18 protein-coding genes and 1 pseudogene are annotated in these 22,127 nt (G+C 67.7%); 8 read left to right on the forward strand and 11 right to left on the reverse strand.

The genetic code is table 11. The annotated features are described in order from the left end of the window. Positions 1 to 8 precede the first annotated feature (8 nt). The 6 genes from KZI27_RS00740 to KZI27_RS00765 are packed head-to-tail and all read left to right on the forward strand — an operon-like array spanning position 9 to position 8,459. A complete protein-coding gene (locus tag KZI27_RS00740; RefSeq protein ID WP_222657456.1) occupies positions 9 to 314 on the forward strand; it encodes a hypothetical protein in 306 nt (101 codons plus the stop codon). Further along, positions 314 to 1,753 carry a hypothetical protein gene (locus KZI27_RS00745; protein WP_222657457.1) on the forward strand — a complete coding sequence of 480 codons (1,440 nt, stop codon included), beginning with the start codon at positions 314 to 316 and terminating at the stop codon, positions 1,751 to 1,753. The genes KZI27_RS00740 and KZI27_RS00745 overlap by 1 nt, the downstream gene beginning before the upstream one ends. Before the next feature lie 10 nt (positions 1,754 to 1,763). Next, positions 1,764 to 2,399 (forward strand): hypothetical protein, encoded by a 636-nt coding sequence (locus KZI27_RS00750; RefSeq protein WP_222657458.1) that lies wholly within the window; start codon positions 1,764 to 1,766, stop codon positions 2,397 to 2,399. Then, entirely contained in the window at positions 2,396 to 3,106 is a 711-nt protein-coding gene (locus tag KZI27_RS00755; RefSeq protein ID WP_222657459.1) for a hypothetical protein, read from the forward strand. The genes KZI27_RS00750 and KZI27_RS00755 overlap by 4 nt, the downstream gene beginning before the upstream one ends. Continuing rightward, positions 3,103 to 4,035: a hypothetical protein gene (locus tag KZI27_RS00760; protein ID WP_222657460.1), complete on the forward strand. Its 933-nt coding sequence runs from the start codon at positions 3,103 to 3,105 to the stop codon at positions 4,033 to 4,035. The genes KZI27_RS00755 and KZI27_RS00760 overlap by 4 nt, the downstream gene beginning before the upstream one ends. After that, positions 4,035 to 8,459, forward strand: a complete 4,425-nt coding sequence (locus KZI27_RS00765; RefSeq protein ID WP_222657461.1) for an FtsK/SpoIIIE domain-containing protein — start codon at positions 4,035 to 4,037, stop codon at positions 8,457 to 8,459. Before KZI27_RS00760 ends, KZI27_RS00765 begins: the two co-directional genes overlap by 1 nt. Before the next feature lie 147 nt (positions 8,460 to 8,606). Here KZI27_RS00765 and KZI27_RS00770 read toward each other — a convergent pair whose 3' ends face one another. The 10 genes from KZI27_RS00770 to KZI27_RS00815 all read right to left on the reverse strand — a co-directional run bounded on the left by KZI27_RS00770 (position 8,607) and on the right by KZI27_RS00815 (position 18,029). Next, positions 8,607 to 9,176, reverse strand: coding sequence for a recombinase family protein (locus KZI27_RS00770; RefSeq protein WP_222657462.1), 570 nt, complete (start codon positions 9,174 to 9,176; stop codon positions 8,607 to 8,609). A 200-nt stretch (positions 9,177 to 9,376) separates the two neighbouring features. Continuing rightward, on the reverse strand, positions 9,377 to 10,966 hold the full coding sequence (locus KZI27_RS00775) for a glycoside hydrolase family 32 protein (RefSeq protein WP_222657463.1): 1,590 nt from the start codon (positions 10,964 to 10,966) through the stop codon (positions 9,377 to 9,379). After that, the gene (locus KZI27_RS00780; RefSeq protein WP_222657464.1) at positions 10,956 to 11,282 is read right to left on the reverse strand and encodes a hypothetical protein; all 327 of its coding nucleotides are present in this window, start codon (positions 11,280 to 11,282) and stop codon (positions 10,956 to 10,958) included. The genes KZI27_RS00775 and KZI27_RS00780 overlap by 11 nt, the downstream gene beginning before the upstream one ends. 35 nt (positions 11,283 to 11,317) lie before the next feature. Then, positions 11,318 to 11,530 (reverse strand): twin-arginine translocase TatA/TatE family subunit, encoded by a 213-nt coding sequence (locus KZI27_RS00785; protein ID WP_131847216.1) that lies wholly within the window; start codon positions 11,528 to 11,530, stop codon positions 11,318 to 11,320. Positions 11,531 to 11,570: 40 nt separating this feature from the next. Beyond that, complete coding sequence (tatC, locus tag KZI27_RS00790; protein WP_315971189.1) at positions 11,571 to 12,386, reverse strand: twin-arginine translocase subunit TatC; 816 nt, start codon at positions 12,384 to 12,386, stop codon at positions 11,571 to 11,573. Then, positions 12,383 to 13,285 carry a carbohydrate kinase family protein gene (locus KZI27_RS00795; protein ID WP_261783842.1) on the reverse strand — a complete coding sequence of 301 codons (903 nt, stop codon included), beginning with the start codon at positions 13,283 to 13,285 and terminating at the stop codon, positions 12,383 to 12,385. Before KZI27_RS00795 ends, tatC begins: the two co-directional genes overlap by 4 nt. 61 nt (positions 13,286 to 13,346) lie before the next feature. Continuing rightward, positions 13,347 to 14,723, reverse strand: coding sequence for a glycoside hydrolase family 32 protein (locus tag KZI27_RS00800; protein ID WP_222657466.1), 1,377 nt, complete (start codon positions 14,721 to 14,723; stop codon positions 13,347 to 13,349). A 47-nt stretch (positions 14,724 to 14,770) separates the two neighbouring features. Continuing rightward, a complete protein-coding gene (locus KZI27_RS00805; protein WP_222657467.1) occupies positions 14,771 to 15,679 on the reverse strand; it encodes a carbohydrate ABC transporter permease in 909 nt (302 codons plus the stop codon). Further along, positions 15,676 to 16,623: a carbohydrate ABC transporter permease gene (locus KZI27_RS00810; RefSeq protein WP_222657468.1), complete on the reverse strand. Its 948-nt coding sequence runs from the start codon at positions 16,621 to 16,623 to the stop codon at positions 15,676 to 15,678. The genes KZI27_RS00805 and KZI27_RS00810 overlap by 4 nt, the downstream gene beginning before the upstream one ends. Next, positions 16,623 to 18,029: an ABC transporter substrate-binding protein gene (locus tag KZI27_RS00815; protein WP_222657469.1), complete on the reverse strand. Its 1,407-nt coding sequence runs from the start codon at positions 18,027 to 18,029 to the stop codon at positions 16,623 to 16,625. Before KZI27_RS00815 ends, KZI27_RS00810 begins: the two co-directional genes overlap by 1 nt. A gap of 137 nt (positions 18,030 to 18,166) precedes the next feature. On the opposite strand from KZI27_RS00815, the gene KZI27_RS00820 reads away from it, so the two are divergent. Then, positions 18,167 to 19,216, forward strand: coding sequence for a LacI family DNA-binding transcriptional regulator (locus tag KZI27_RS00820; RefSeq protein WP_222657470.1), 1,050 nt, complete (start codon positions 18,167 to 18,169; stop codon positions 19,214 to 19,216). Beyond that, positions 19,217 to 20,689 (forward strand): GH32 C-terminal domain-containing protein, encoded by a 1,473-nt coding sequence (locus tag KZI27_RS00825; protein ID WP_222657471.1) that lies wholly within the window; start codon positions 19,217 to 19,219, stop codon positions 20,687 to 20,689. A 349-nt stretch (positions 20,690 to 21,038) separates the two neighbouring features. Here KZI27_RS00825 and KZI27_RS00830 read toward each other — a convergent pair. Beyond that, positions 21,039 to 21,461 (reverse strand): annotated as a pseudogene (locus tag KZI27_RS00830) (PDDEXK nuclease domain-containing protein); the annotation flags it as partial. Positions 21,462 to 22,127: the final 666 nt, after the last annotated feature.

Consider the following 22,127-nt stretch of genomic DNA (forward strand, 5'->3'; position numbering starts at 1 on the left):
GAGCAGTCATGGCAGACCTCATCATCACGAAGGAAGTCCTCGAAGACTCGACCACCAAGCTGCAGCACATCTCGGACGAGCTGGAGCACCAGAAGTCCGACGACCGCGCGCTCGACCAGGTCTACGGCCAGCACGACGTGTACAAGGCCATGAACGACTTCTCCGGCGACTGGAAGATCCACCGCAACAAGATGAAGGGCGCCATCGCCGATCTGCGGGACAAGATGCAGAAGGTCACCCAGAACTGGACCGACCTCGAGCACGACCTCAGCGACAAGCTCACCACCGAGACGACGGACGCGGGGAACGCCTGATGCCGGTGCGCGAGGGCAACTGGGGGTTGCTCGGCGAATCCACCGACCCGGTGATCGCGGACACCGGCGTGATGCAGGAGCTCATCACCTACTACAAGGACATGGCGTCGGAGATCACCTCCGAGGCAGCGGTCCTGAAGAGCATCGGCGACGGCGACGACAGCAAGTTCAAGGGCGAGACCGCTGACGCCGTCCGGAAGAAGAGCAAGGAGGTCGCCGAGTCCCTGCAGAAGATGTCCGGCCGGTACGACGCCATCCGGGATGCCTTGACGGGGTACCTGCCGGCGCTCGAGGACGGGCTCAGCGAGTCGGCCGCAGCACTGCAGGCAGCGGAGACCGCACAGCAGTCGGGTGCGAGTGCGTCGGCGATGCCGGACCCGTCCGAGAACCGCGCCGACGACGCTCCCCCGCTCACCGACGACGAGCAGGGGCAGATCGACGCGAAGCACGCGGCGACGACCAGGGCGAACGACGCGATGGACGCGGCGAAGACCAAGTTGCGGAACGCGTTGTCGGCACTCGACGGTGCGGGCAAGGCGGCGGCGTCGACGATCCGGGCGGCATGGGACGACGGCCTGCACGACACCCTAGGCGACAAGATCAAGGCGTTCTTCTCGAAGCTGCTGAAGCTGATCGTCAAGATCTTCACGTACATCGGCATAGCCCTGGCCGCTCTGGCGATCCTGATCCCCGGCGTCGGTGTGCTGGCCATCATGGGCGCCGTCGCGGCCGGGGTCAGCCTCGTCGCGCAGATCGGGTTGACCGCGCTCGGTGAGGGGAACGTGTTCGACCTGGTCATGGCGGTCGTCGGCGTGGTCACGCTCGGGGTCGGTGCCGGGATCACGAAGGCCACCTCCATGGCGGTCGGCAAGGGCGTCACCGCCGGCAAGACCGCGATCCAGAACGCCACGAAGGTCGACCTCGGGAAGATCTCGAAGATCCGGGACGCCGCCATCAAGGACTGGACGTCCGCTGGGTCGGCAACCAAGGTGCGGTACGCCAACCAGCTGGGCAACGAGGTCAGGACGAACGGGTTGAGCAAGCTGGACGACTTCGCCGGCAAGTTCAAGGACAACCCGAACTGGTGGAACATCCCGAAGGTCGGCACGACGATCAAGAACGACTGGGCCACGATCTCGAAACAGTTCGGTGCCGACCGGTTCACCAGGCAGGGCTTCACGAGCTGGGCGGAACGGATCGGCGGCGTCGACTTCCAGCTACTGCGGAACGACCTCGGCAAATTCGGCGGCGCCAACGGGCTCGGCACGCTGGTCGGGAACGCCCCGAAGTGGCATACCTACGTCAACGGCGGGATGGCCGTGTGGGGCAAGAACTACTCCATCGCCGGGCTCGTCATCAACCCGATCGGCGACGGCGCGGACAAGAAGCGTCCGTGGACCGACGACTGGAACGCGATCAAGCACCCGATCGCCGTCTGAGAGCAGCGCAATGACCACAGCAGCACCCGCCGTCACGTCGAGCATCGACGTCGAGTCCCCGCAGTGGCTCGTCATCCCGGACGTCGCCGACGCGACCCCCGAGTGGCGTGCCGAGGTGCTCCGGTTGTTCGAGGCGATCGTGCACGTGGACCGCGAGGCCGAGGGCGAGCAGCGGATCTTCGACGACGGGCGGGAGGTCGACCCGCAGACGGCACTCGACACCCTGCTCGAGTTCCGCGCTTCGCTCGACGGCGGCGACCGGCTCGTCGCGGGTCTCGGTGTCCCGAACCGGTGGCCGCTCCCCATCGTGGTCTCGGTCGGGGTCACCGACGGAGACGACGCACGCGGCACCCGCGCGCTCCTCGAGCTCGCCGGTGCCGATGGTGGGCTCCCGGTGGAGCAGCCCGCGGTCGACGAGCTCCCCGAGCACGTCGGGGGCGAGGGGCCGGTCGTCACCCGGTACGACCTCGACGACGACGGCGCGATCTGGGCGACGGTGTGTGCGGTCCGGCGGGAAGGCGGTAGAGACGGCCCCGCCGTCGACACCCGCGTCCTCTGGCGCACCAGGGACCTCGACGTCGTCCCGGTGTTCGGACCAGAGGTCGTCGACCTGCTCGCTGCGATCCGGAACGAGGTGGCCGCATGACCGAACCGACCGCGTCCTTCTTCATGGTCGTCCCGCCGGGGTGGGCTCGGCTCCCCGCAGACGTGCCCCATCGCGAAGAACTCGGTGCGATCGTCCGGCAGGTGATCGCCAACGCACTCCCGGACGGCCTGCCCCGCGACCGTGCCGAACCGCTGCGGCAGGAGATGCGGAAGCGCCTGACCGCGACCGTGGTCGAGGCCGGCGACAACGGCGCGACGGCGGTGTACCTACCCGTGCAGCCCGTCGACAGCTTCACGCCCCCGGTGTCCGTCATCGAGACCGAGGTGGACGACGAGTCCGACGAGGCCCCGGAGCAGGTGATCGCGCAGATCCTCGCCGATGCCCTGCCCGACCGTCGGGAGCAGGACGACCCCGGCATCCGCGAGGTGGACGGCGGCATCGCCGCTCGCACGGAGACGGTGGTCCGTCGCGCCGACCCCGGCGCCGAGCTCCCCAGCATCGGCGAGGACCTGCCCGTCGTGGACGACCGCCAGGTCGTCTACACGATCCCGGTCCCGCATCGGCCCGGCCGATGGGTCGTGATGTCCTTCTCGGCGATCAGCCTCCCGGGCACCGACGAGCGGCTCACCGATGCGCTCGTCTCGCTCTTCGACGCGATCATGACCACGTTCCGGTGGACCGACGTCCCCGGAGCCGAACCGACCACCCTCGAACGCCGTCTGGCCGAGCTCGGAGGAGCCGCGTGACCTGGTCCTTCGCCCACCCCGAGTCGCACCTGCTCCTGACGATGTCGGTCGTGCTGTTCCTCGGGACCCTGGCCTTCGTGATCCCGACGATCATCGCCGTCCGTCGGCGCACTGCGACCGACGCGCTCGCGTGGGCCGATCAGGTCCGCCGTGACCCGGCCGCGCCGTGGGGCATCGACCGGGTCCTCCGCGCGGTGAACGCCTCGTGCGCAGCCGCCGCGGTCGTCTTCCCCGGCGCGGTCCGCATCCTGGTCGGCACGACCGTGCGACTCGACCTCGCTTCCCCGACTATCGCACCGCCGCAGCCGTGGGCCGCGACCCCGGACGGCCGTTCGTGGTCGGCCCCGATGTGGGCGCTGCAGGCCGTGCCGCTCACCGCACCGGCCCCGAGCGAATTCGCCACGGTGGTCTCCCTAGGCACCGATGGTGACGAGAACGTCCTCGTCGACCTGCGTCGTGTGCGCGGGATCGTCGCGCTCCGGGGTGAGCAGGCCGCACGGGACGCGGTGCTCCGCCGCATGGTCGACCAGGTCCGCACCGCTCCGTGGGCCACGGGGACCGCTGTGCTCAGCGTGGGTACCAGCTCCGCATTCGGTGTGGCCGTGTCGGTGCGCGACGCGATCGCGGCCGTCGCGGCGGACGCGACCCCGGGCCTCCTGGTCGTGGCGAAGGTGCCGTCCGGGGAGGACGGTCGCGAGCTCGCCCGGCTCCTCGAGCGGCCGGGTGGCCGGTGGGCCTGTGTCGCGGCCGCGCCGCACCCGCTCGCCCGGTGGACGGTCGAGGCACGCCGCGACGGAACACACGTCTCGGACGTCCTCGGGACGGTCCGGTGGATGGACGTCGGCCTGTCCATGCCCCTTGCGGCATCAACGCAGTCGGCATCCACGCAGCCCGATCCGACAGTGCTCCCGATGGAGGCGGACGCCTGATGCGCGTCGTCGTCACCGTCGTCGACGACGTCACAGGCGATTCTTCCGACGTGCTCGTCGATGCACCGGGCCAGACCCCAATGCGCAGTGTGGTCGACGCGCTCGCTCGCCGCACCGGCGGCGCGGCGATGCCGCAGGACGCACCCGACGGCGACGTCCCCTTCGCCAGGAGCGGGTTGGTCGACGGTGCAATGCTGCACGTCGGCGGCGCGGACCGCCCCGAGACGGAGCGAGGGGTCGTCCACCTGCTGGTCGTCGGTGGTGTCGACGCAGGCCGGACGCGTCGGCTCTCGCCGGGCACGTTCCGGATCGGAGTCGCTGACGACGGGTCGCCGACGGTCGGCGCGGACGCTGCGGACCACCCCGGACTGGAGGCCCGGATCGCCTTCGACGGGAGCGTGACGGTCCGGCAGGCACCGACGGACGAGCCGGTAATCGGTTCAGCCGGTTCGGTCACGATCGAGCAGGACGAGATCGGCGACGAGTGGGTAGCATGGGTCCCTGACGCGCTCGTGCGCCTCGGTTCGACCGTGCTCACGGTGCGCCCGGTCGAGGTCGTGGATCGCATGCTGCTCAGGCCGCCGGACTCGGGACAGCTGGACTTCAACCGGCCTCCCCGGTTACTGCCCCCGTACCTGACGACGCAGTTCCGGATCCCAAAGCCGCCCGTGCCGCCGCAGCGGTCCGCGATCCCGTGGATCATGGTGTTCGTCCCCGCGATGTTCGGCATCGTCATGGCGACGGTGTTCCACTCGCCGTTCTACCTGCTGTTCGCCGCGATGACGCCGATCATGGTCGTCGGGCAGACCGTCACCGCCCGACGGACGGGCAAGAAGAGCCACCGGAAGCAGACCGCAGAGCACCGGGAGCGGGTCTCGGCGCTCGAGCGTGCAATCGACGCCGCGGTGCTCGCCGAGCGGGACGAGCGCAGGTCGTCATCGTCCGACGCCGGGTCGCTGCGGGTCGTCGCGACGACCCCGGGGCGTCGACTCTGGGAGCGGCGTCCCTCGGACGCCGACCACCTGCACGTCCGGATCGGCATCGGCGACCTGCCCTCGACGGTCACCGTGCAGGACGACCGCGACCTCGACGGCCTCGCGCACGAGGACCGGATCACCAGGGGCGTCCCAGTAACCGTGCCACTCGCCGAGGTCGGCGTGCTCGGCATCGCCGGGGCCGGAGCGTCGCCGCGCGAACTCGGCCGGTGGGTGCTCGGGCAGCTCGCCGTGACGCAGAGTCCGCGCGAGGTGCAGTTTGTCGTGCTCACCGCGCAGCAGCACGTTCCGCAGTGGGCATGGACGCTCTGGCTCCCGCACCTGCGGCCGACCGGCGGGCAGGACGCTCTCGCCCTCATCGGCGCGGACGGCGAGACCATCGGTCGTCGACTGGCCGAGTTGACTCAGGTGCTCGCCGAGCGCCGGGCCGAGCGGACCAAGAACGGCTCGATGCGCGCGCGCTTCTTGCCGGAGATCGTCGTCGTGCTCGACGGCGCCCGTCGGCTGCGTGCGATGCCCGGCGTCGTGGGACTGCTCCGCGACGGGCCGGCGTGTGGCATCCGACTGGTGTGCATCGACGAGGAGGAGTGGCAGCTCCCCGAGGAGTGCGTCGCGACCGTCACGCACCGGACCGAGACCGAGCTGGTCCTGCGGCGGCAGCTCTCCGCGCCCGTGGAGCTCGTGCTCGCCGACCGCGTCGAGGACGACTGGTTCGACGACGTCGCCCGTGCCGTGTCCCCGCTGCGGGACACGAGCGGCTCGGACGGGGACGGCCTGGTGCCCGACGCTGCGCGGCTGCTCGACGTGGTCGACCTGCCGCAGCCGTCCGGGGCGATCGTCGCGGAGCGGTGGCAGCGCGGCGCAGCGACGACCTCGGCGGTTGTGGGCGTGGGGATCGACGGGGCGTTCGCGCTCGACCTCGTGAAGGACGGCCCGCACGGTCTCGTCGCAGGAACGACCGGTTCGGGCAAGTCCGAGTTCCTGCAGACCCTCGTCGCGTCGCTCGCGCTCGCGAACCATCCGGACCAGATGACCTTCGTGCTCGTCGACTACAAGGGTGGCGCTGCTTTCAGCGTGGCGTCCGACCTGCCTCACACCGTCGGGCTCGTCACCGACCTCGACCAGCACCTCGTCGAGCGCGCGCTCCGGTCGCTCCGCGCCGAACTCACCCGCCGCGAACACATCCTCGCCGCGTCCGGCGCCAAGGACATCGAGGACCACGAGGCGCACCTGGAACGCGGTGGTCCGGGCGAGGCGATGCCCCGGCTCGTGCTCGTCATCGACGAGTTCGCCGCGATGGTCACCGAGCTGCCCGACTTCGTGCCCGGCCTGATCGGGATAGCGCAGCGCGGTCGGTCCCTCGGCGTGCACCTCATCCTCGCGACGCAGCGCCCCGGCGGCGTGGTCGGGCCGGACATCCGCGCGAACACGAACCTCCGTGTCGCGCTCCGCATGACGGACTCGGGCGAGAGCACCGACGTCATCGACATCGCCGACGCCGCACGCATCCCCAAGAGCGTGCCAGGGCGCGCTTTCGCGCGTCTCGGGCACTCCTCCGTGGTGCCGTTCCAGTCGGCGCGCGTGGGCGGGAAGTGGGCCGGCGACGAGGACCCAGCCACAAGCCTCCCGTTCGTCCGTGTACTCGACTGGCGCGACTTCGCGACCGCACCACCCGCCCGCCCCGTCCGAAGCGACCGCGCGACCGCCGCTACCGACCTATCGGTCCTCGTCGGCGCTATGACCGACGCCCGCGACCGGCTCGGCATCGGCCACCTGCACAGTCCGTGGCTGCCGCCGCTGCCCGAACTACTCCCGCTCGACGACGTCGGCACGACAGCCGTCGGGGCCGGACGGACCCACGCCGCGGTCAACGGAGCGCTCCGCTTCCCCTTCGGCACCGAGGACCTGCCGGACACCCAGGAGCAGCGCGCAGCAGAGATCGACCTCGACCGCTTCAACCACCTGTTCATCGTCGGAGCTCCTGGTTCCGGCCGGTCCCTGGCGCTCCGGACGATCGCCGCGTCCGCCGCGTCCTCCATCCCCTCCACCGACCTGCACCTCTACGCGATCGACTGCGGCAACGGCGCGCTCGCGTCACTGCAGGCGCTGCCGCACTGCGGCGCGGTCGTCCAGCGCACGCAGGTCGAGCGTGCGACGCGGCTCATCGACCGGCTCAGCCGCGAGACCGCCCGTCGGCACGACGTCATCGCCGCCGCGAGTGCCTCGGACATCACCGAGCAGCGGCTCCTCGCCGAGCCGGGCGAACGCCTGCCGCACGTGCTGGTGCTCGTCGACCGGTGGGAGAACTTCACGACGTCGCTCGGCGAGGTCGACGGCGGTGCCCTCACCGACGCGCTGCAGGCGTTGCTGCGTGACGGCGCGGCGGCCGGCATCCACGTCGTCGTTTCCGGCGACCGGACGCTCCTGTCGTCCCGCATGTCGACGCTCACCGACGACAAGATCGTGCTGCGCCTGACCGACCGGCTCGACTACTCGCTCGGTGGCATCAACCACCGCAAGCTCCCGGCGACGATCCCGGCGGGACGCGGCTTCCGGGCGGACTCCGGCATCGAGGTGCAGTTCGCCTCGCTCGGATCAGACGTGTCCGGAGCGGGACAGACCGCCGCCGTCCGAGACCTCGCGTCATCGTTGCGTGCCGGTACCGCCGTGCCGCCGTCTCCGCGACCGATCCGCGTCGACGCCCTGCCGAAGGACCTGGACCTCGACGGGGCACTCGCGCTCGAGTCGGCGCCGTCGCTGTCGCCGATGGTCGCGGTGACCGGGATCGGCGGCGACGACATGGAGCTGCAGATCGTCGACCTGTCGACCGGTGGCGGGACCTTCATCGTCGCGGGCCCGTCGCGGTCCGGGCGGTCGACGATGCTCGCGTCGATGGCGCGGTCGCTGCTCGCAGGCGGGACGGAACTCGTGGTCCTGGCGCCACGCCAGGGTGCAGTCCGCGACCTCGACGGGTTGCCCGGGGTCCGCGCAGTGTTCTCCGGCGACGACGTGACCGCGGAGGACCTGGCCCCCGTCCTCACGGCGTCTGGGAGACCAACGGTCCTCGTCGTCGACGACGGCGAGCTCCTCATCGACTGCACCGCCGCGAAGTGGCTGCGCGAGTGGGGTCGAGCCGCCGCGGACAACCGGCAGGGGCTCCTGCTCGGCGGGAACACCACCGGCCTCGCAGCCGGCTTCGGCGGCTGGCAGGTCGACGCCAAGAAGAACCGTCGCGGTGCCCTGCTCTCCCCGCAGGACACGCTTGCCGGCGACCTCATCGGCGTCCGGATCTCGCGCTCGTCGATCTCCAACCGCATCGAGCCCGGCACCGCCCTCGTCCACCTCGGCACCGGGCTCGCGTCCACGCTGCAGGTGCCGTCGGTCACGGCGAACACGAGGACGGGGAGCGAGGCGTTCGCGGAGCGCTGACGCCCCGACGCTGCGCACAACCTGAGCATCGGGGTCCCCCGGAGAACCTTGCCTTCTTCATGCGACCACGCTAGCCAGCGCCAGACGTCGAGAGTTCGATCTCAGCCTGTCCGATAGCCGATGGCTACCCGAGAATCAGGCCCGTGCTCACTTCGGATCGGCCCGGTGAACGGCTCGATAGACGGTGGCTCGTGCGACGCCGCACAGCTCGGCGAGGTCGCTAGTGGTGTGGGTACCCGCGCGGTGTAGCTCAACCAGATGCTTCTCCTGCGCCTCGTTGAGCTTGGGCTTGCCGCCGCGGAGTTTGCCAGCGGCCTTCGCGATCGCCATGCCCTCGCGGGTGCGGGCCCGGATCAGGTCGGCTTCGAACTCGGCGACCATGCCGAGGACGTTGAAGAGGAGCCGGCCAACTGGGTCCGTGGGGTCGTACACCGATCCCCCGAGATTCAGTGCGACGCCCTTCTTGGTGAGCTCGTCGGCGATGTCGGTCGCGTCACGGAGCGATCGCGCGAGTCGGTCGAGCTTCGTCACGACGAGGGTGTCGCCGGCTCGGACTGCCGCGAGGGCAGATCTGAGACCGGGGCGTTCTCGAGTGGTGCCGGACATTCCGTGGTCGACGTGAACGTCTTGATCCGCGACCCCAAGCGCCTGTAAACCGTCGCGTTGCGCCGCGAGGTCCTGTCCGGAGGTCGAGACGCGGGCGTATCCGATGAGCACGACGGCAACTGTACTGTCAGCCGCACCTTCGCCGGGCAGTTTCGCGGGACAGGCTGTTGAGACTCGGGAACCTAGGCGTTTCCTGGATCCTTGATCCACTCCCCCGCGGTCTCGAACGCGTCCGGTGAGCGACCGGCTGGCGGGCAGCGCAGAAGCCGCCGCAGGGCGAAAGGCAGCTGCTGCCTTTCGCCCTGCGCGTGCTAGCTTCCGTATTCGCGGATGGTGATGTTGGAGAAGGTGGCGGGACCGCCGTCGGAGTACAGCGAGATACCTGTGTCGCCGGCGTCGAAGTTCACCTGGTTGGACAGGACCGTGTAGCCGGCGTTGACGAACACCTCGACGCTTTGCGTGTCGACGAGGATGCGGAGGTGCACGGCGCGGGCGGCCGGATCGATGGGTGCTGCAGCCCGCGTGTAGGGCGCCAACGCGAATCCTGCACGGTCGGACGGCGCGCGGTCGACGTACAGGTCGCTCCCGTACTTACCGATGTTGGTGTGTCGCGCCCCGTCCGTCGAGCGTCCGACGGAAACGCCGACGTTGGTGGCATTGGTCCACGTGACGTCGAGCTCGATCTCGTACGCGCGGCCGTTGTAGGGCAACACCACCGAACCGTTCACGGTCTGGTTCGCGATCGGCACGGTCCGCTTCGCGGTGCCCTTGAGCGCCGCGATCGGTGCACTGAGGAGGGTGTAGCGACCATCGGTCTGCTTCTGCAGCGTGATCTCGCGGACGATCGAGTTCTGGCCGTTGTACCCATCGGACGCGTCGGTGGGCACCTGCCGGTTCGCGTACTTCCAGTTGTTCATCCAGCCGAGGCCGTACCGCTTCGTTGTCGGCGCTTCGTTGGCAGGCCAGGTAACTGCCGCGTACCAGTCCCACCCCCAGTCGAGCCATTGCGGGGTGAGGTTGTCCGCCGTGTACGTGGTGCCGTTCCAGGAGCCGGTCCAGTACGCGTACGTGCAGGGCAGCCCCTCGTTGTAGGCGTCCATGCTGCCGGCGAGGACCCAGTGTTTGGTGCCGTCATCTGCTGTGATCTGGAAGAGGTCGGGGCACTCGATGCCACCGAGGTTGTGGTCCGGGTAGTCGAAGTTGTGCTGCAGCGTCCAGTCGATGAGGTTCTTCGATGTGTAAAACGCGGCGTAGCGCTGCCGTCCAATGACGCAGACCCATTCCTTGCGGGCGTCGTCCCAGGCAACCTTGGGGTCGCGGAACCACTCGGCGTTGGAGATCTGCGCGTCGGTGGTTGCGACGCGTCCGTCGGTGTTGACGATGACGGGGTTCGGTCGGGCGGTGAAGGTGAAGCCGCCGTCGGTGGAGTAGAAGAGGTACTGCTCCTGATACTTCCGAACGCCTCCGGTGGGGCGGGTAGCTAGCGCGATGACGGCGCCGGCGCCGTAGCCGGCGGTGTTGTTCGTGTCGATCAGGGTGCAGCCGGTCCAGGTGGGCAGGTTGGTCTGCAGGGGGATGACGGTGCCCTGGAAGGTGAAGTTGATGCCGTCGGGGGTGGAGACGTGGTCCCACCCACCGTCCCCGTTGTCGACATCGGAGTGCAGGTAGTAGAGCTGGTATGCGCCCCGGGTGAACACCGGGCGCTGCGGGTCGGACAGCCATCCAGCCGGCGGGGTCATGTGGTACTTCGCGCGGAATGATGTCGCTGCGGTGGCTGACGTTGAAGCGGATCCGGCGGTGGCGGCCTGGGCGGCCTCAGCGGGTGCCGCGGTGGCGAACAGCGCCAGGGCGCCGATTCCGGCGCCCTGGAAGAGGGCTCGGCGGTGAATTTCAGAGGTCATCGTTGACTCCGGTTCGAGGGTTGGTTGGTCCTGCGGTGTTGGTGAGCGCCGTTGGTTGGACGGCCGGTTCGTGTGGTGTCTGGGGTTGCGTGAGAGCGTCGCGGATGATGCGGCGCGGGTCGTAGCGGCGCGGATCGAGTTCGGACCAGTCGATGTCGACCCCGGTCTGCTCTTCGATCTGCGCTTTAGTCGTGTCAGCCCATCCCCGGAGTTGACGCAAGAGAGCGGTGAGCTGCTTGGTGTGGGCGGCTAGCCGAGCCGGTCCCAGACATAACCCGGCGATGGCGGCGATGACGAGCAGCTTCTCGAGGTCCACGGTGCTTTCCTTTCGTCAGCCCGCCGGGGAGCAACTCACTCGTGGGACGGCACGGTGCCGTCGTGTGTGACCGGGGTGCTGGCCGGGTCTGCGCTCTTCTTGTTGTCGCCGGCGTGGATCTCGCTGCGGAAGATGTTGAGCGACTGTCCCAGCCCCTTTGCCAGGGCGGGCAGCTTGGTGGCGCCGAAGAGGAGTACGACGATGCCGAGGATGATGAGCAGGTGGATGCCGGTGAGGTTGCCGAGCATGATGAGTCCTTCGTGTGCAGGCGGCGCAGCGGACGCTACGTCACGGGGTGGTGGTTGAGGAAGCCGCCGAGAGGCGCCGGGCGAGACGGCGGTCGTGTAGCCAGGCGACCGCGCACGCTGCGAGGTAGAGCACGCCCATCGGGATGGCGAGCAAGAACATCGACGCGATGTCAGCGGACGGTGTGACGAGTGCAGTGAAGATGAGGATGCACAGCACGGCGATGCGCCATGCGCCGAGGATCGCTTTCGCGGTGAGGACCCCGACGAAGTTGAGCAGGACCAGGAACACCGGCAGGACGAACGCGATACCGACGGCGAGGACGAGCTTCACGGCGAAGTCGTAGTACGCCTTCGCGTCGACGATCGAGGTGTCCTGGTGGGCGACGAAGCTGCCGAGGATCTGCACGATGTGCGGCAGGACGTACCAGCCGAACCAGCATCCGCCGAGGAACAGGGGAATCGCGGATCCGAGGAACCCGACGGCGTAGAGCTTTTCCTTCCGCACCAGGGCAGGAACGACGAACGCCCAGACTTGGTACAGCCAGACGGGGCTGGCGATGACGACCGCGATGGTGATCGTGATTTGGAGGCGCAGGTCGAAGGCGCCGCTGATCGCGGGGAAGTTCAGTTCCGCGGTGTGACCGCCGCCGGCGTTTGCGAGCTCGGTGACGGGTGCGCGGAGTTGATCGAGCACGAACGGTGTGAGGAACCAGCCGATGACCGCGCAGACTGCGATGGCGAGCACCGCGCGGAAGAGCCGCTTTCGGAGCTCGTTGAGGTGCCGGCCGAGTGACATCGTTCCGGCGGCGGGGCGCTCCTGCCGCGTCGTCCCTCCGGAAATGGACGGGGCGCTCATCTGGTGGGCGCTCCCCGCGCTGCGAGCACGTTATCAGCGGTTGGTAGGTCCGCACCACGACGGCTCACGGTGATCGCCGCGGCGGTGGCGCTGACCTGCCCGAGTCTTGTCAGAGTGCTGGAGTCCAGGGCGTCGAGCGTGATGGTGGTGTCCTGGAGTTGCCAGATGAGGGTGGCCATGTACGTGTCGCCGGCCCCGACCGTGTCGACAACGTCGACGCGTTCGCTGGGCACGGCGATCCGCTCTCGTGCGGTGGTGAGCGTTGCGCCGGCGGCACCGGTGGTGATGGCGGCCAGCGTGACGCCGAGCTCGAGGAGCCGGTCGAGGACGACGTCGGCGCTGTCGCCTGGGTAGAGCCAGGCGGCGTCCTCGTCGGAGAGTTTCAGCACAGTGGTGTCCGCAGCGAGCTGCTCGAACCGAACCCGTTCTGCTACCGCATCTCCGAGGAGCGCGGGTCGGATGTTCGGATCGAACGAGACGATGCCACCGGCGGTTGCGGTGCGTCGAACGAGCTCTCGCACTTTGCCCGCTCCGGGCTGCAGGAATGCGCCGATCGATCCGATGTGCAGCCATCGAGGCGTGTCCTGCAGGTGCGGCAGGTCCCATTCGATGCCGAACTCGTAGGTAGGCTGACCGTCCGGAGCAAGCCGGACTGTCGCCGCGGAGGTTTTCGTGGCACCGAAGACGCCTGGCACCAGCTCGACCCCTGATGCCTCGAGGTGATCTGCGACCTGGTTGCCGCGAGCGTCGTTCCCGAGCCACGTGGCGAATTCGACTGGCGCGCCGAGCCGTCCGAGACCGAGGGCGACGTTCGCGGGGCTTCCGCCGGGGATCTCCCGTGTGGCGTCGTCGTGGACGATGTCGACGAGCGCTTCTCCCGCAACGGTGATTCGATGCACAGTCATCTCCTTCGATGATTGGGAACGAGGTGGTGTCGGCGAACCTGTCGGCGCCGCTCCGCTAGATCGAGGCGGATCCAGCCGTGGCGTCGGCGGCGGGAGCTGAAACAGTTGTGACGCTCGGCTTGAGATGCCACGCCAGCGCCTGGTTTGGGGCTTCCACGCTCCACGGCGGCGCCTGCGTCGGGTAGACGCGCGTGGTGACGGAACGTCCTGCGCTGGTGAACAGTTCGAGAACCGAACCGTCCAGCAGCACTCGGACTGCGGGTCGGTCCGCGGTCCGGTCGAAGGGAGCACGAATCACCGCGGGGCTCGGGTCAGCGCGGTGATCCGTGCTGGCGTGCGCCCGGTCGACGGTGAGGGTGTCTGCATCGACGTCGACCGTGATGTCGAGGTATTCGGCATCGGAGAAGCGCAGCCGGATGCAGCCAGTGATGGCGACGGGCAGCACGATTTCGGCTTGCGCGCCGATGCGAGCACCGTTTGCAGCCTGCGAGCTGCCGACGCGAAGGGCGTCGATTGCGGGGTGGGGTTCGGTGCCGAGTCGACCGTTCGTGATCCACGCCCGGCGCGGTAGAGAGATCGCGCCGGACCAGCCTGCTTGCTCGGTCCACTGCTCGGTTCGGCCTTCGGTGACCCATCCGAAGAGCACCGGCCCCCACGAGCTGGTCCGCATCACGGAAGCTGCGTAGAAGTGCTGCCCTTCATCGACTTTGAACGGCGAAGGAGACACGGCCAGCGGGATGGCGACCACCTCGCCCGGGCCGGCGGCGTGGGACCAGGACGCCACGATCGCGATGTCGATGCCGTCGACGGTGAGAATCTGTGGGCACTCCCACCCTTCGCCGGTATCGATGCCGTTGACCGTGTCGCGTGCCATCGACACCAGATCGCCCGCGTGGCTCCAGCTGATGCCGTCGACGGATCGGTAGTGGCGGACAGACGCGGTGTGATTCCTGGCCGCCGCGCCGACCGCCATCGACCATCCGTCATCCGTTTGCCAGACGAATGGGTCGCGGAACATGGTGATCGCCTCGTCAGCAGACGGGTCGGCGACGACCTGCACGGGAGGGCCGAACGTTATCCCACCGTCGGTGGATTCCGCGAGGAGGACCGACTGGAACGGACTGTGATCGACTTTGCCGGAGTAGTAGGCGCGGACGGTGCCGTTGTGCAGGACCGTGTTACCAGACCATGCGCCGCCGGAGTCGGCGCCACCGGGGACGGGGACGATCGCCGGCCGGTGGAGCGTCCAGTGCACGAGGTCGTCGCTGGTGGCGTGGCCCCACTCGACGGGGATCTCGAGGTCCACCCGCGGCCGGGACTGGAAGTACAGGTGCGCCTGCCCGCCGATGTCGATGGGGCCGTTCGGGTCGTTGACGTACCCACGAGGGAGTCGGACGTGGAACTGCGGAAGGTGGTGGTCTGCTGCGGTCACGGCGGGTGCGGCTTCCTGGGGTGCTGGTGGCAGGGCGTGGAGGTCGGTCATCGGGACGACCCCGCGGTGACGCCTTCGATGAAGTACCGCTGCGCGAAGATGAACAGCAGCACGCTCGGAATCATGGTCAGCACGACGCCGGCGAGGACGACTGAGATCGATCCGGTGCCGAGGTTCCCCTGCAGGCCGACAAGCCCGAGCGGCAGCGTGAAGGTGTCCTGCTGGTTGAGGAAGATCAGCGGCCGGTAGTACTCGGCCCAGAAGCCGGAGAAGTTCAGGATCGCCAGGGTCGCGATCGCGGGGCTGGCCATCCGCGAGTACACGTGCCAGAACACCCCGAACTGGCTCGCGCCGTCGATGCGGGCGGCCTCGCCAAGCTCCTTCGGCATCTGCATGAAGTACTGCCGCATGAGGAACGTCCCGAACGCGCTGCCGAGCGCGGGGACGATCAGGGACGCGATGGAGCCGGTCAGCCCCATGTCCTTCAGGATGACGAACACCGGGATGATGATCGTCTGGATCGGGACCATCATCGTCGCGAGGAAGATACCGAAGATCGTGTTCTTCCCCGGGAAGCTGATCATCGCGAACGCATACCCCGAGAGCGTGCAGGTGATGGTCTGACCGACGACGATGAGCAACGTCACGAGAACGCTGTTGACGAAGAACTGCCCGATCGGGATCTGGTTGAACACCGCCGCGTAGTTGCCGAAGTCCCACGAGAGCGGGATCCACTGCGGCGGGTTCTGGAACGACTCCGCCGGGGTGCGCAGCGAGGTGGTCAGCGTCCAGAGCAGTGGCCCAAGGGCGAACACGGCGGCGATGATCAGGATGATCATCCCCAGGATGCTTCCCACCTTGGCGACGGGCTTGCGGCGCCGAACGATGTGGCTTACGGCCGGCTGCGCGACGGTTTCCGGGGCGTGCAACGGGTTGAGGGTGTCCGTGGTCGTCATTGGTAAAACACCAGCTTTCGGGCGGCGATGAACTGGATCCCGGTGATGATGCCGATGATGACCAGCAGCAAAATCGCGATGGCCGAGGCAAACCCGAACTCCAGGTTCTGGAAGCCGGCCTGGTACATGGAGATGGTCGCGGTCGTCGTTGCGGTGCCCGGTCCACCCTTGGTCATGATGAACGGCTGATCGAACAGCTGCATCGCGTTGATCATCGCGATCACGGTGGCGAACAGGATCGTCGGGCTGATGAGCGGAATCTTGATTCGGAACAGAGTCCGCCAGGGGCCGGCGCCGTCGATCGCTGCGGCTTCCTGCACGTCGACCGGCACCGCGAGGAGTGCAGCGACGAAGAGCACGAACGTGAAGCCGACCTGCTGCCAGACCACCACCATCACGACCGTGACCTTCGCCCAGAACGGGTCGTTCAGCCAGTGCGCGCCGGGCAGCCCAATCTCGTTGAGGTAGTAGTTGATGAGGCCGAACTTGGTGTCGAAGATGTAGCCCATGAAGATCGACACGGCGGCGGTTGAAGCCAACAGCGGCAGGTAGAACGACGTGCGGAAGAACACGCGGGTGGCGTTGCGCTTCCGGTTGTTCGCCAGCACCGCCAGGAGCAGGCCGAGCGAGATCTGCAGCACGACGATGGCGATCGCGAGGGCGACGGTCACACCGAACGACGCTAGGACCGGCCCGTCGGTGAAGAGCCGCTTGTAGTTGTCGAACCCGACCCACTTGGGGCTGCTGATGACGTCCCACGAGGTGAACGAGAGCCCGAGGGAAGCGAGGATGGGGATGAAGGTGAACACGGCGACGAAGATCACCGCGAGCCCGATCATCAGGAAACCGAACGTGGACTCACGTCGGCGGGCACGCTTGGCCGCCGGCCGGCGGGCTGCGACCTTGGCCGCCCGCCGGATGGGTGTTTCTGTTGCTGCTGTCATCACGAAGCCTGCGAGGCTGCCTTCTCGATGTCTGCCTGGAGGCCGTCGAGCGCCTTCTTGGCGTTCCCGGACGAGATCGCCTGGGTGGCGCGCTGGTTGAGGGCGGTCGCGAGGGCGTTGTAGTACGGCGGTGCGGAGATGGGCACCGAGTTGTCGAGCTGGTCGTAGAACACCGACCAGTGCTCCGGCCCGGTTGTCTTGTACCGCTCGGCGGTCATCAGCGACTTCTGTGCCGGTGTAGTGACGTTGCCGGGCCAAAGGGCGTCGAAGCTCTCCGGCTGCACCATGACCTTGATGACCTCGAACGCGAGTTCCTTGTTCTTGGAAGAGTTGAAGATGCCGTAGCCGCCGGCGCCGAAGAGCGACTTGTTGCTCTTCCACGTGGGGAACTCGACGACATCGAAGCTGCCGTTCTTCATCCCGGCGTTGTGGAGGCCACCGGCCCAGAAGCCGCCACCAATGGTCATACCGATCCGTCCGGATGCCATCAGACCCTGCAGCGTGGCGCCACCGCCAACGTCGGGCGACGGGGACGCACCGGACTTCTGCAGGTCGATGACGTACTGCAGCGCCTCGATGGCGGCATCCGAGTTCGCCGTGGGGTCGCCCCACTTCCAGCCGCCCTTGCGTCCGGAGACACCGATCGGGTTGTCGGAGAAGGCCTTGCTGTTCCACAGCCAGTCGCCGCCGGAGTACTTACCCTCCTCGAGCAGGTTCCCGTCGTTGGCGTAGAGGAACGAGGTCCAGCTGCCCCAGAGGCGAACGACCCAGTCGAAGGCGTAGGTGCCGCCGCCGACCTTTGCGATGCTCTCAGCCGAGGAGTGGAAGTCGTCCATCGACCACTTGCTCGTCGGGCGGGACAGGCCGGCCTTGTCGAACAGGTCGGTGGAGTAGAACATGCTGCCCGCGTTGAAGCTGTCGGGCAGCGTGTAGAGGTGCCCCTGGTACATCGTCGACTCGAGCAGCGCCGGGTGGGCCCCGGTGAAGTAGGTGTGCAGGTCCGAGAGGTTCTTCGTGACGTAGTCGTCGAGCGGGGTGAGGAGGTTCTTCGACGCCAGCAGCTGCTGCCCCTCGGTTGCCACGCTGACGATGTCTGGCACGTCACCCGAGGCGATCTGCGTGAGGACCTTCGCGAGGAAGTCGTTCCAGTCAGTCCCGTTAATCGCCGTGACCTGCAGGCTCGCCTTCTTGTCGAGCTGTTTGATCTTCGGCTCGATGGCTTTCTGCAGGGCCGTCGCTGCGCTCTGCTCACCGAAGTAGAGCATCTTCACCGTGCCGGAGGTGCTGCCTCCGCCGCCGGTGGTTGAGCAAGCAGCCAGCGATCCGATGCCGGCCAGCGCGAGGCCTGCGCCACCGAACTTGAACAGCGTGCGCCGGTCGATCGGGGTGCTGAATCCGTTCGCCATGGGTCGCTCCTCTCTGAACGATCGTGACCCCGCTAGGTCGGGGCCAATACGTATTTGCACGGCGAGCGTACACAGCATGCAGAGCGGACGCAATACGTATTTGCTTCTGGCATGATGATGGCAACGGAGGAGGCTCAATGGCGAACCGCAAGCGCACAACGCAGTCACAGCGCGTCACCATGAAGGACGTCGCGCGCCACGCTGGCGTGTCCCAGCCGACGGTGTCGTTCGTCCTTAACGATCGCCGGGACGTTTCAATCGCTGCTGAGACGCGCACTCGTGTCCTCGAGGCCGCGAAGGAGCTGAACTTCCAGCCCAACCGGGCGGCGCAGTCGCTGCGATCGAATCGGTCCTACACAGTTGGTGTGATCGCCGACCGGCTTGTCTCCCAGCCCTACGCGGGTCACATCGTGCTCGGCGTGCAGCAGGCCGTGCAGGAGGCCGGGTACGTGTGCTTCGTGGTCGAGACCGCGCAGACGTCCGACGGAGGCAAAGCGGCCGTCGAGAACCTCGTCCAGCAAGGAGTCGCCGGCCTGGTCTACGCAGCGCCCGGGCCCGAGTACGTCACCCCGGTTGCCGGACTCGACGCGGTCCCAACGGTCTTCGTCAACTGCTTCCCACCCGAGGACGCACCCGCAGTCACCGTGCTCGCCGACGAGTACCAGGGCGGGTACGACGCCGCCGCCGCCGTCTTCGCAGCCGGCCACACCACCGTCGCCTTCCTCGGCGGCCCTGAGGACGACTACGCCTGCCAAGAACGAAAGCGCGGACTCGACCGCGCCGCCGCCGACGCGGGCATCCCGTCGACACAGATCAGCATCACGTTCGGCACCTTCCAGGTGGGATCCGGCTATGACCTCGCGGTAGAGGCCCTCGACGACGTGGCCATCCGTCCGACGGCGATCATCTGCGGCAACGACCGCATGGCGGTCGGCGCGCTGATGGCGGCTCAGGCACTGGGAATGCGATGCCCGGAGGACATCAGCATCGTCGGCTTCGACGACCAACCCGACCTCGCCGACCAGATGCACCCACCGCTCACCACCGTCGCGCTGCCGCACCAGCAGATGGGCTTTGAAGCCGGAACTCTGCTGCTAGCGGAGGCGGAACAGCCCGGCCGACACCTCGTGCCCTGCGAATACGTCGCCCGCAGCTCGCTTGCGGCCCCACGACCCGAAGGAACTTGAATGACGCTCCCGTCCAGCACCCATTTCCAGCCCCCGAACGGCTACGTCGGCGACGTCATCCCGTTTGAACACGAAGGCACCGCGTGGTTGTTCTACCTGCTCGACGAACGGCCGGACGCTCCGCCGCTCAAGCGAGCAACGGGCATGCCCTGGGCGGTCGTGACCACAACCGACTTCGTCACCTTCACCGACAAGGGCGTCGTACTGCCCTCCGGTGGCCCCGACGCGAGCGACTTTGACTGCTACACCGGCAGCGTTGTTCGTGATGAGGAGGCAACGCTGCACTTGTTCTACACGGGGCACAATCCCCGTATCAAGACCGGACCCGATGGCGGCTTCAAGGACGCGCAGGTTGTCGCGCACGCGACGTCATCCGGTGATCTGACCGACTGGACCAAGCATCCCGAGTGGGACTTCCCCGCACTCGCTGGCTACTCCCCCGAAGACTGGCGAGACCCTTTCGTCTTCCGTCCCAATGCCGACCGGCCCTGGCAGATGCTCCTCGCCACTCGGCGACCGGACGAGCCGTATCGGCGTTCCGGCGTCGTGGCACGGCTCGAGTCCGATGACCTCGTCACGTGGCGGGATGCCGAGCCGATCTGGGAACCGCACCGCTTCATCACGCAGGAGTGCCCTGACGTATTCCAGTGGGGTGAGTGGTGGTACCTGGTGTACTCGGAGTTCTCCGACGCATTCTGCACCCGCTACCGCATCGCGAAGTCACCGGACGGCCCATGGTTCGCGCCAGCTGATGACACCGTCGACGGCCGAGCCTTCTACGCCGCGAAGACCGTCGCGCTCGGCGACCGCCGGTACTTTGTCGGGTGGATCGCGTCGAAGGAGGACCGGCGTGATGGCGGCGCGTGGCAGTGGGCCGGCACCATGGCGACGCTGCAGGCCCACCAGCGCGCCGACGGGACGTTGCGGTTCGACCTTCCAGAGGGCATTAAAGCCGCGTACACGAACGAGGTCGACATCACGGCGCGCCTCGAACCGGTCAACGATCCTGCCGCAGCGGTGGGTGCTGGCGCAAGGACCCGATACGCGGCTTGGATCGGGCCGGAACTCCCGTCCGAGGCGCTGGTGACCGTGGACCTCACGCTCGACGCGGACACCAGGTCGGTTGGGGTGCTCCTGCGCACCAGCGACGATGGCGAACAGGGGTACGCACTCCGCCTCGAGCCGGATCGGAACCGGCTCGTGTTGGACCGTTGGCCGCGCGGCAGCACCGGTGGGGAGCAGTGGCAGATCCTCGGCGACGTTCCGCACGCCGTCGAGCTCGAGCGCCCTGTAAAGCTTGCGGCCGGCGCGCATCACCTCGAGGTGCACTTGGACGGGGACGTCTGTGTCGCCGTCGTCGACGGGGCCGTCGCGTTGAGCGCGCGCCTCTACGATCGCCCCGCGGGGCGCGTCGGTGTCTTCGTGCAGGACGGCGTGTTCACTCTTGACCGTCTGACGGTCAGTACTCGCTAGCGCCAGCATCGACGAAGTGCGCCTGCACCGCATCACGGGGCAGGCGCACTTCGTTCGTTGCGTTACTTCCAGATCGACTTGAGGGTCCAGGCTCGGAGGTCAGGCATGAACTCGACCACCACGCTCGGAGGTCAATCGGCTACCGCACACGTGCGGCGGTTTCGGGTGCCCGTGAGGATCCGGGGATCTCGGTGTCGCAACAGACCCGCCCGTTGATGTGTGCGGCAACCGGGCCCTCGGTGAGACACAGCGCGGCGCCCCGGTGACACCCTCGAGCTCCGCAATCAGAACGCGAAGGCGCTCTGCCGTGCGAACCGACCGCCACCGCGTCTTCCTGGGCGAGTGATCCCTATTCACCTGCTCGGGGATCCGATTCGGTCTGCGTCGTCAGGGCGGCTGCGAGGTCAGATTCCGAGGGCAGGGCAGCGCGGACCGCTGGTGGGAGGAGGTCGTAGCTGGCGACACCGATCGGGTGCTGCTGCCCCGCGAGGGAGTACCGGACGACGGCGTCGTTCTTGTCCGCGACCAGCAGCAGTCCAACCGTGTTCGCGTGCTGGGGGCGGCGGAGCTTGTCGTCGACGAGGGCGACGTAGAAGCCGAGCTGGCCGAGGTACTCCGGCTTGAACTTCCCGGTCTTGAGTTCGATCACGACGTACCGGAGCTGCTCGACTTGGAAGAAGAGCAGGTCGACGTCGAAGTCGTCGCCGTCGACGTCGACGTGCACCTGCCGGCCGACGAACGCGAAGCCCTCGCCGAGCTCGCGGAGGGTGTCGTGTTCTTGCTCGTTCGTAGTACTCCCCCGGATGATGTGGCCGCTGTCTTCGAGGTCCCGTCATCTCCTATGCAGCAAACGACTGGGGAGTCTGGCGACGCCGGCCACGAATCAAAAGTGTGACTGGTGACACCAGTCAGGCTGGCAAACCCATCGAACACATGGTCTACAGGTTTGACCAGTGTCACCAGTGAGGCTGGTACGGCTGGTCACACTGGGATGACCTGCGACGGTAGTCAGAACGACTCTCGAGGCGCAGGCCGTAGCGAGAGGTCCTGTATGCCTCTCTGAGCGACGAGACCCCCGATCTGAGGCAATCACCCACGGAAGGAGCCGTTCGTCCGATCTCGGGCGATTCCCACACACTGGTGACGCTGGTGATCCTGGTTGCGCTCACTGGTGTCACCAGTAAGCCTGGCGCAGCCAGTCACACTGGTCACGGCTGGTGACGCCGGCCCTACCGGTCAACGCTTCCTGGGAACACTGGTGTGACTGGTGAGACCGGGCAGCTCGCAACATTTACGCCCTTGTGACTGGCTTCACCAGTGAAGCAGGTATGCTGCGTTCGCACGGACATGCGCAGGTAGTTGCGCAACCTGGCTTCACCAGTCACACCAGCGTCACCATTCAGCGGGGGAGTGCCCCTCGTAGGCAGCGGAGCAGCAG

This window comes from Curtobacterium sp. TC1, assembly GCF_019844075.1.
Lineage (GTDB): Bacteria > Actinomycetota > Actinomycetes > Actinomycetales > Microbacteriaceae > Curtobacterium.

Excerpts from the sequence above, each read along its gene's own strand:
- KZI27_RS00740 (WP_222657456.1), top strand. The coding sequence starts at position 9 with ATGGCAGACCTCATCATCACGAAGGAAGTCCTCGAAGACTCGACCACC.
- KZI27_RS00815 (WP_222657469.1), bottom strand. The coding sequence starts at position 18,029 with ATGGCGAACGGATTCAGCACCCCGATCGACCGGCGCACGCTGTTCAAG.
- KZI27_RS00745 (WP_222657457.1), top strand. The coding sequence starts at position 314 with ATGCCGGTGCGCGAGGGCAACTGGGGGTTGCTCGGCGAATCCACCGAC.
- KZI27_RS00750 (WP_222657458.1), top strand. The coding sequence starts at position 1,764 with ATGACCACAGCAGCACCCGCCGTCACGTCGAGCATCGACGTCGAGTCC.
- KZI27_RS00820 (WP_222657470.1), top strand. The coding sequence starts at position 18,167 with ATGGCGAACCGCAAGCGCACAACGCAGTCACAGCGCGTCACCATGAAG.
- KZI27_RS00805 (WP_222657467.1), bottom strand. The coding sequence starts at position 15,679 with ATGACGACCACGGACACCCTCAACCCGTTGCACGCCCCGGAAACCGTC.
- KZI27_RS00765 (WP_222657461.1), top strand. The coding sequence starts at position 4,035 with ATGCGCGTCGTCGTCACCGTCGTCGACGACGTCACAGGCGATTCTTCC.
- KZI27_RS00755 (WP_222657459.1), top strand. The coding sequence starts at position 2,396 with ATGACCGAACCGACCGCGTCCTTCTTCATGGTCGTCCCGCCGGGGTGG.
- KZI27_RS00825 (WP_222657471.1), top strand. The coding sequence starts at position 19,217 with ATGACGCTCCCGTCCAGCACCCATTTCCAGCCCCCGAACGGCTACGTC.
- tatC (WP_315971189.1), bottom strand. The coding sequence starts at position 12,386 with ATGAGCGCCCCGTCCATTTCCGGAGGGACGACGCGGCAGGAGCGCCCC.
- KZI27_RS00785 (WP_131847216.1), bottom strand. The coding sequence starts at position 11,530 with ATGCTCGGCAACCTCACCGGCATCCACCTGCTCATCATCCTCGGCATC.
- KZI27_RS00775 (WP_222657463.1), bottom strand. The coding sequence starts at position 10,966 with ATGACCTCTGAAATTCACCGCCGAGCCCTCTTCCAGGGCGCCGGAATC.
- KZI27_RS00810 (WP_222657468.1), bottom strand. The coding sequence starts at position 16,623 with ATGACAGCAGCAACAGAAACACCCATCCGGCGGGCGGCCAAGGTCGCA.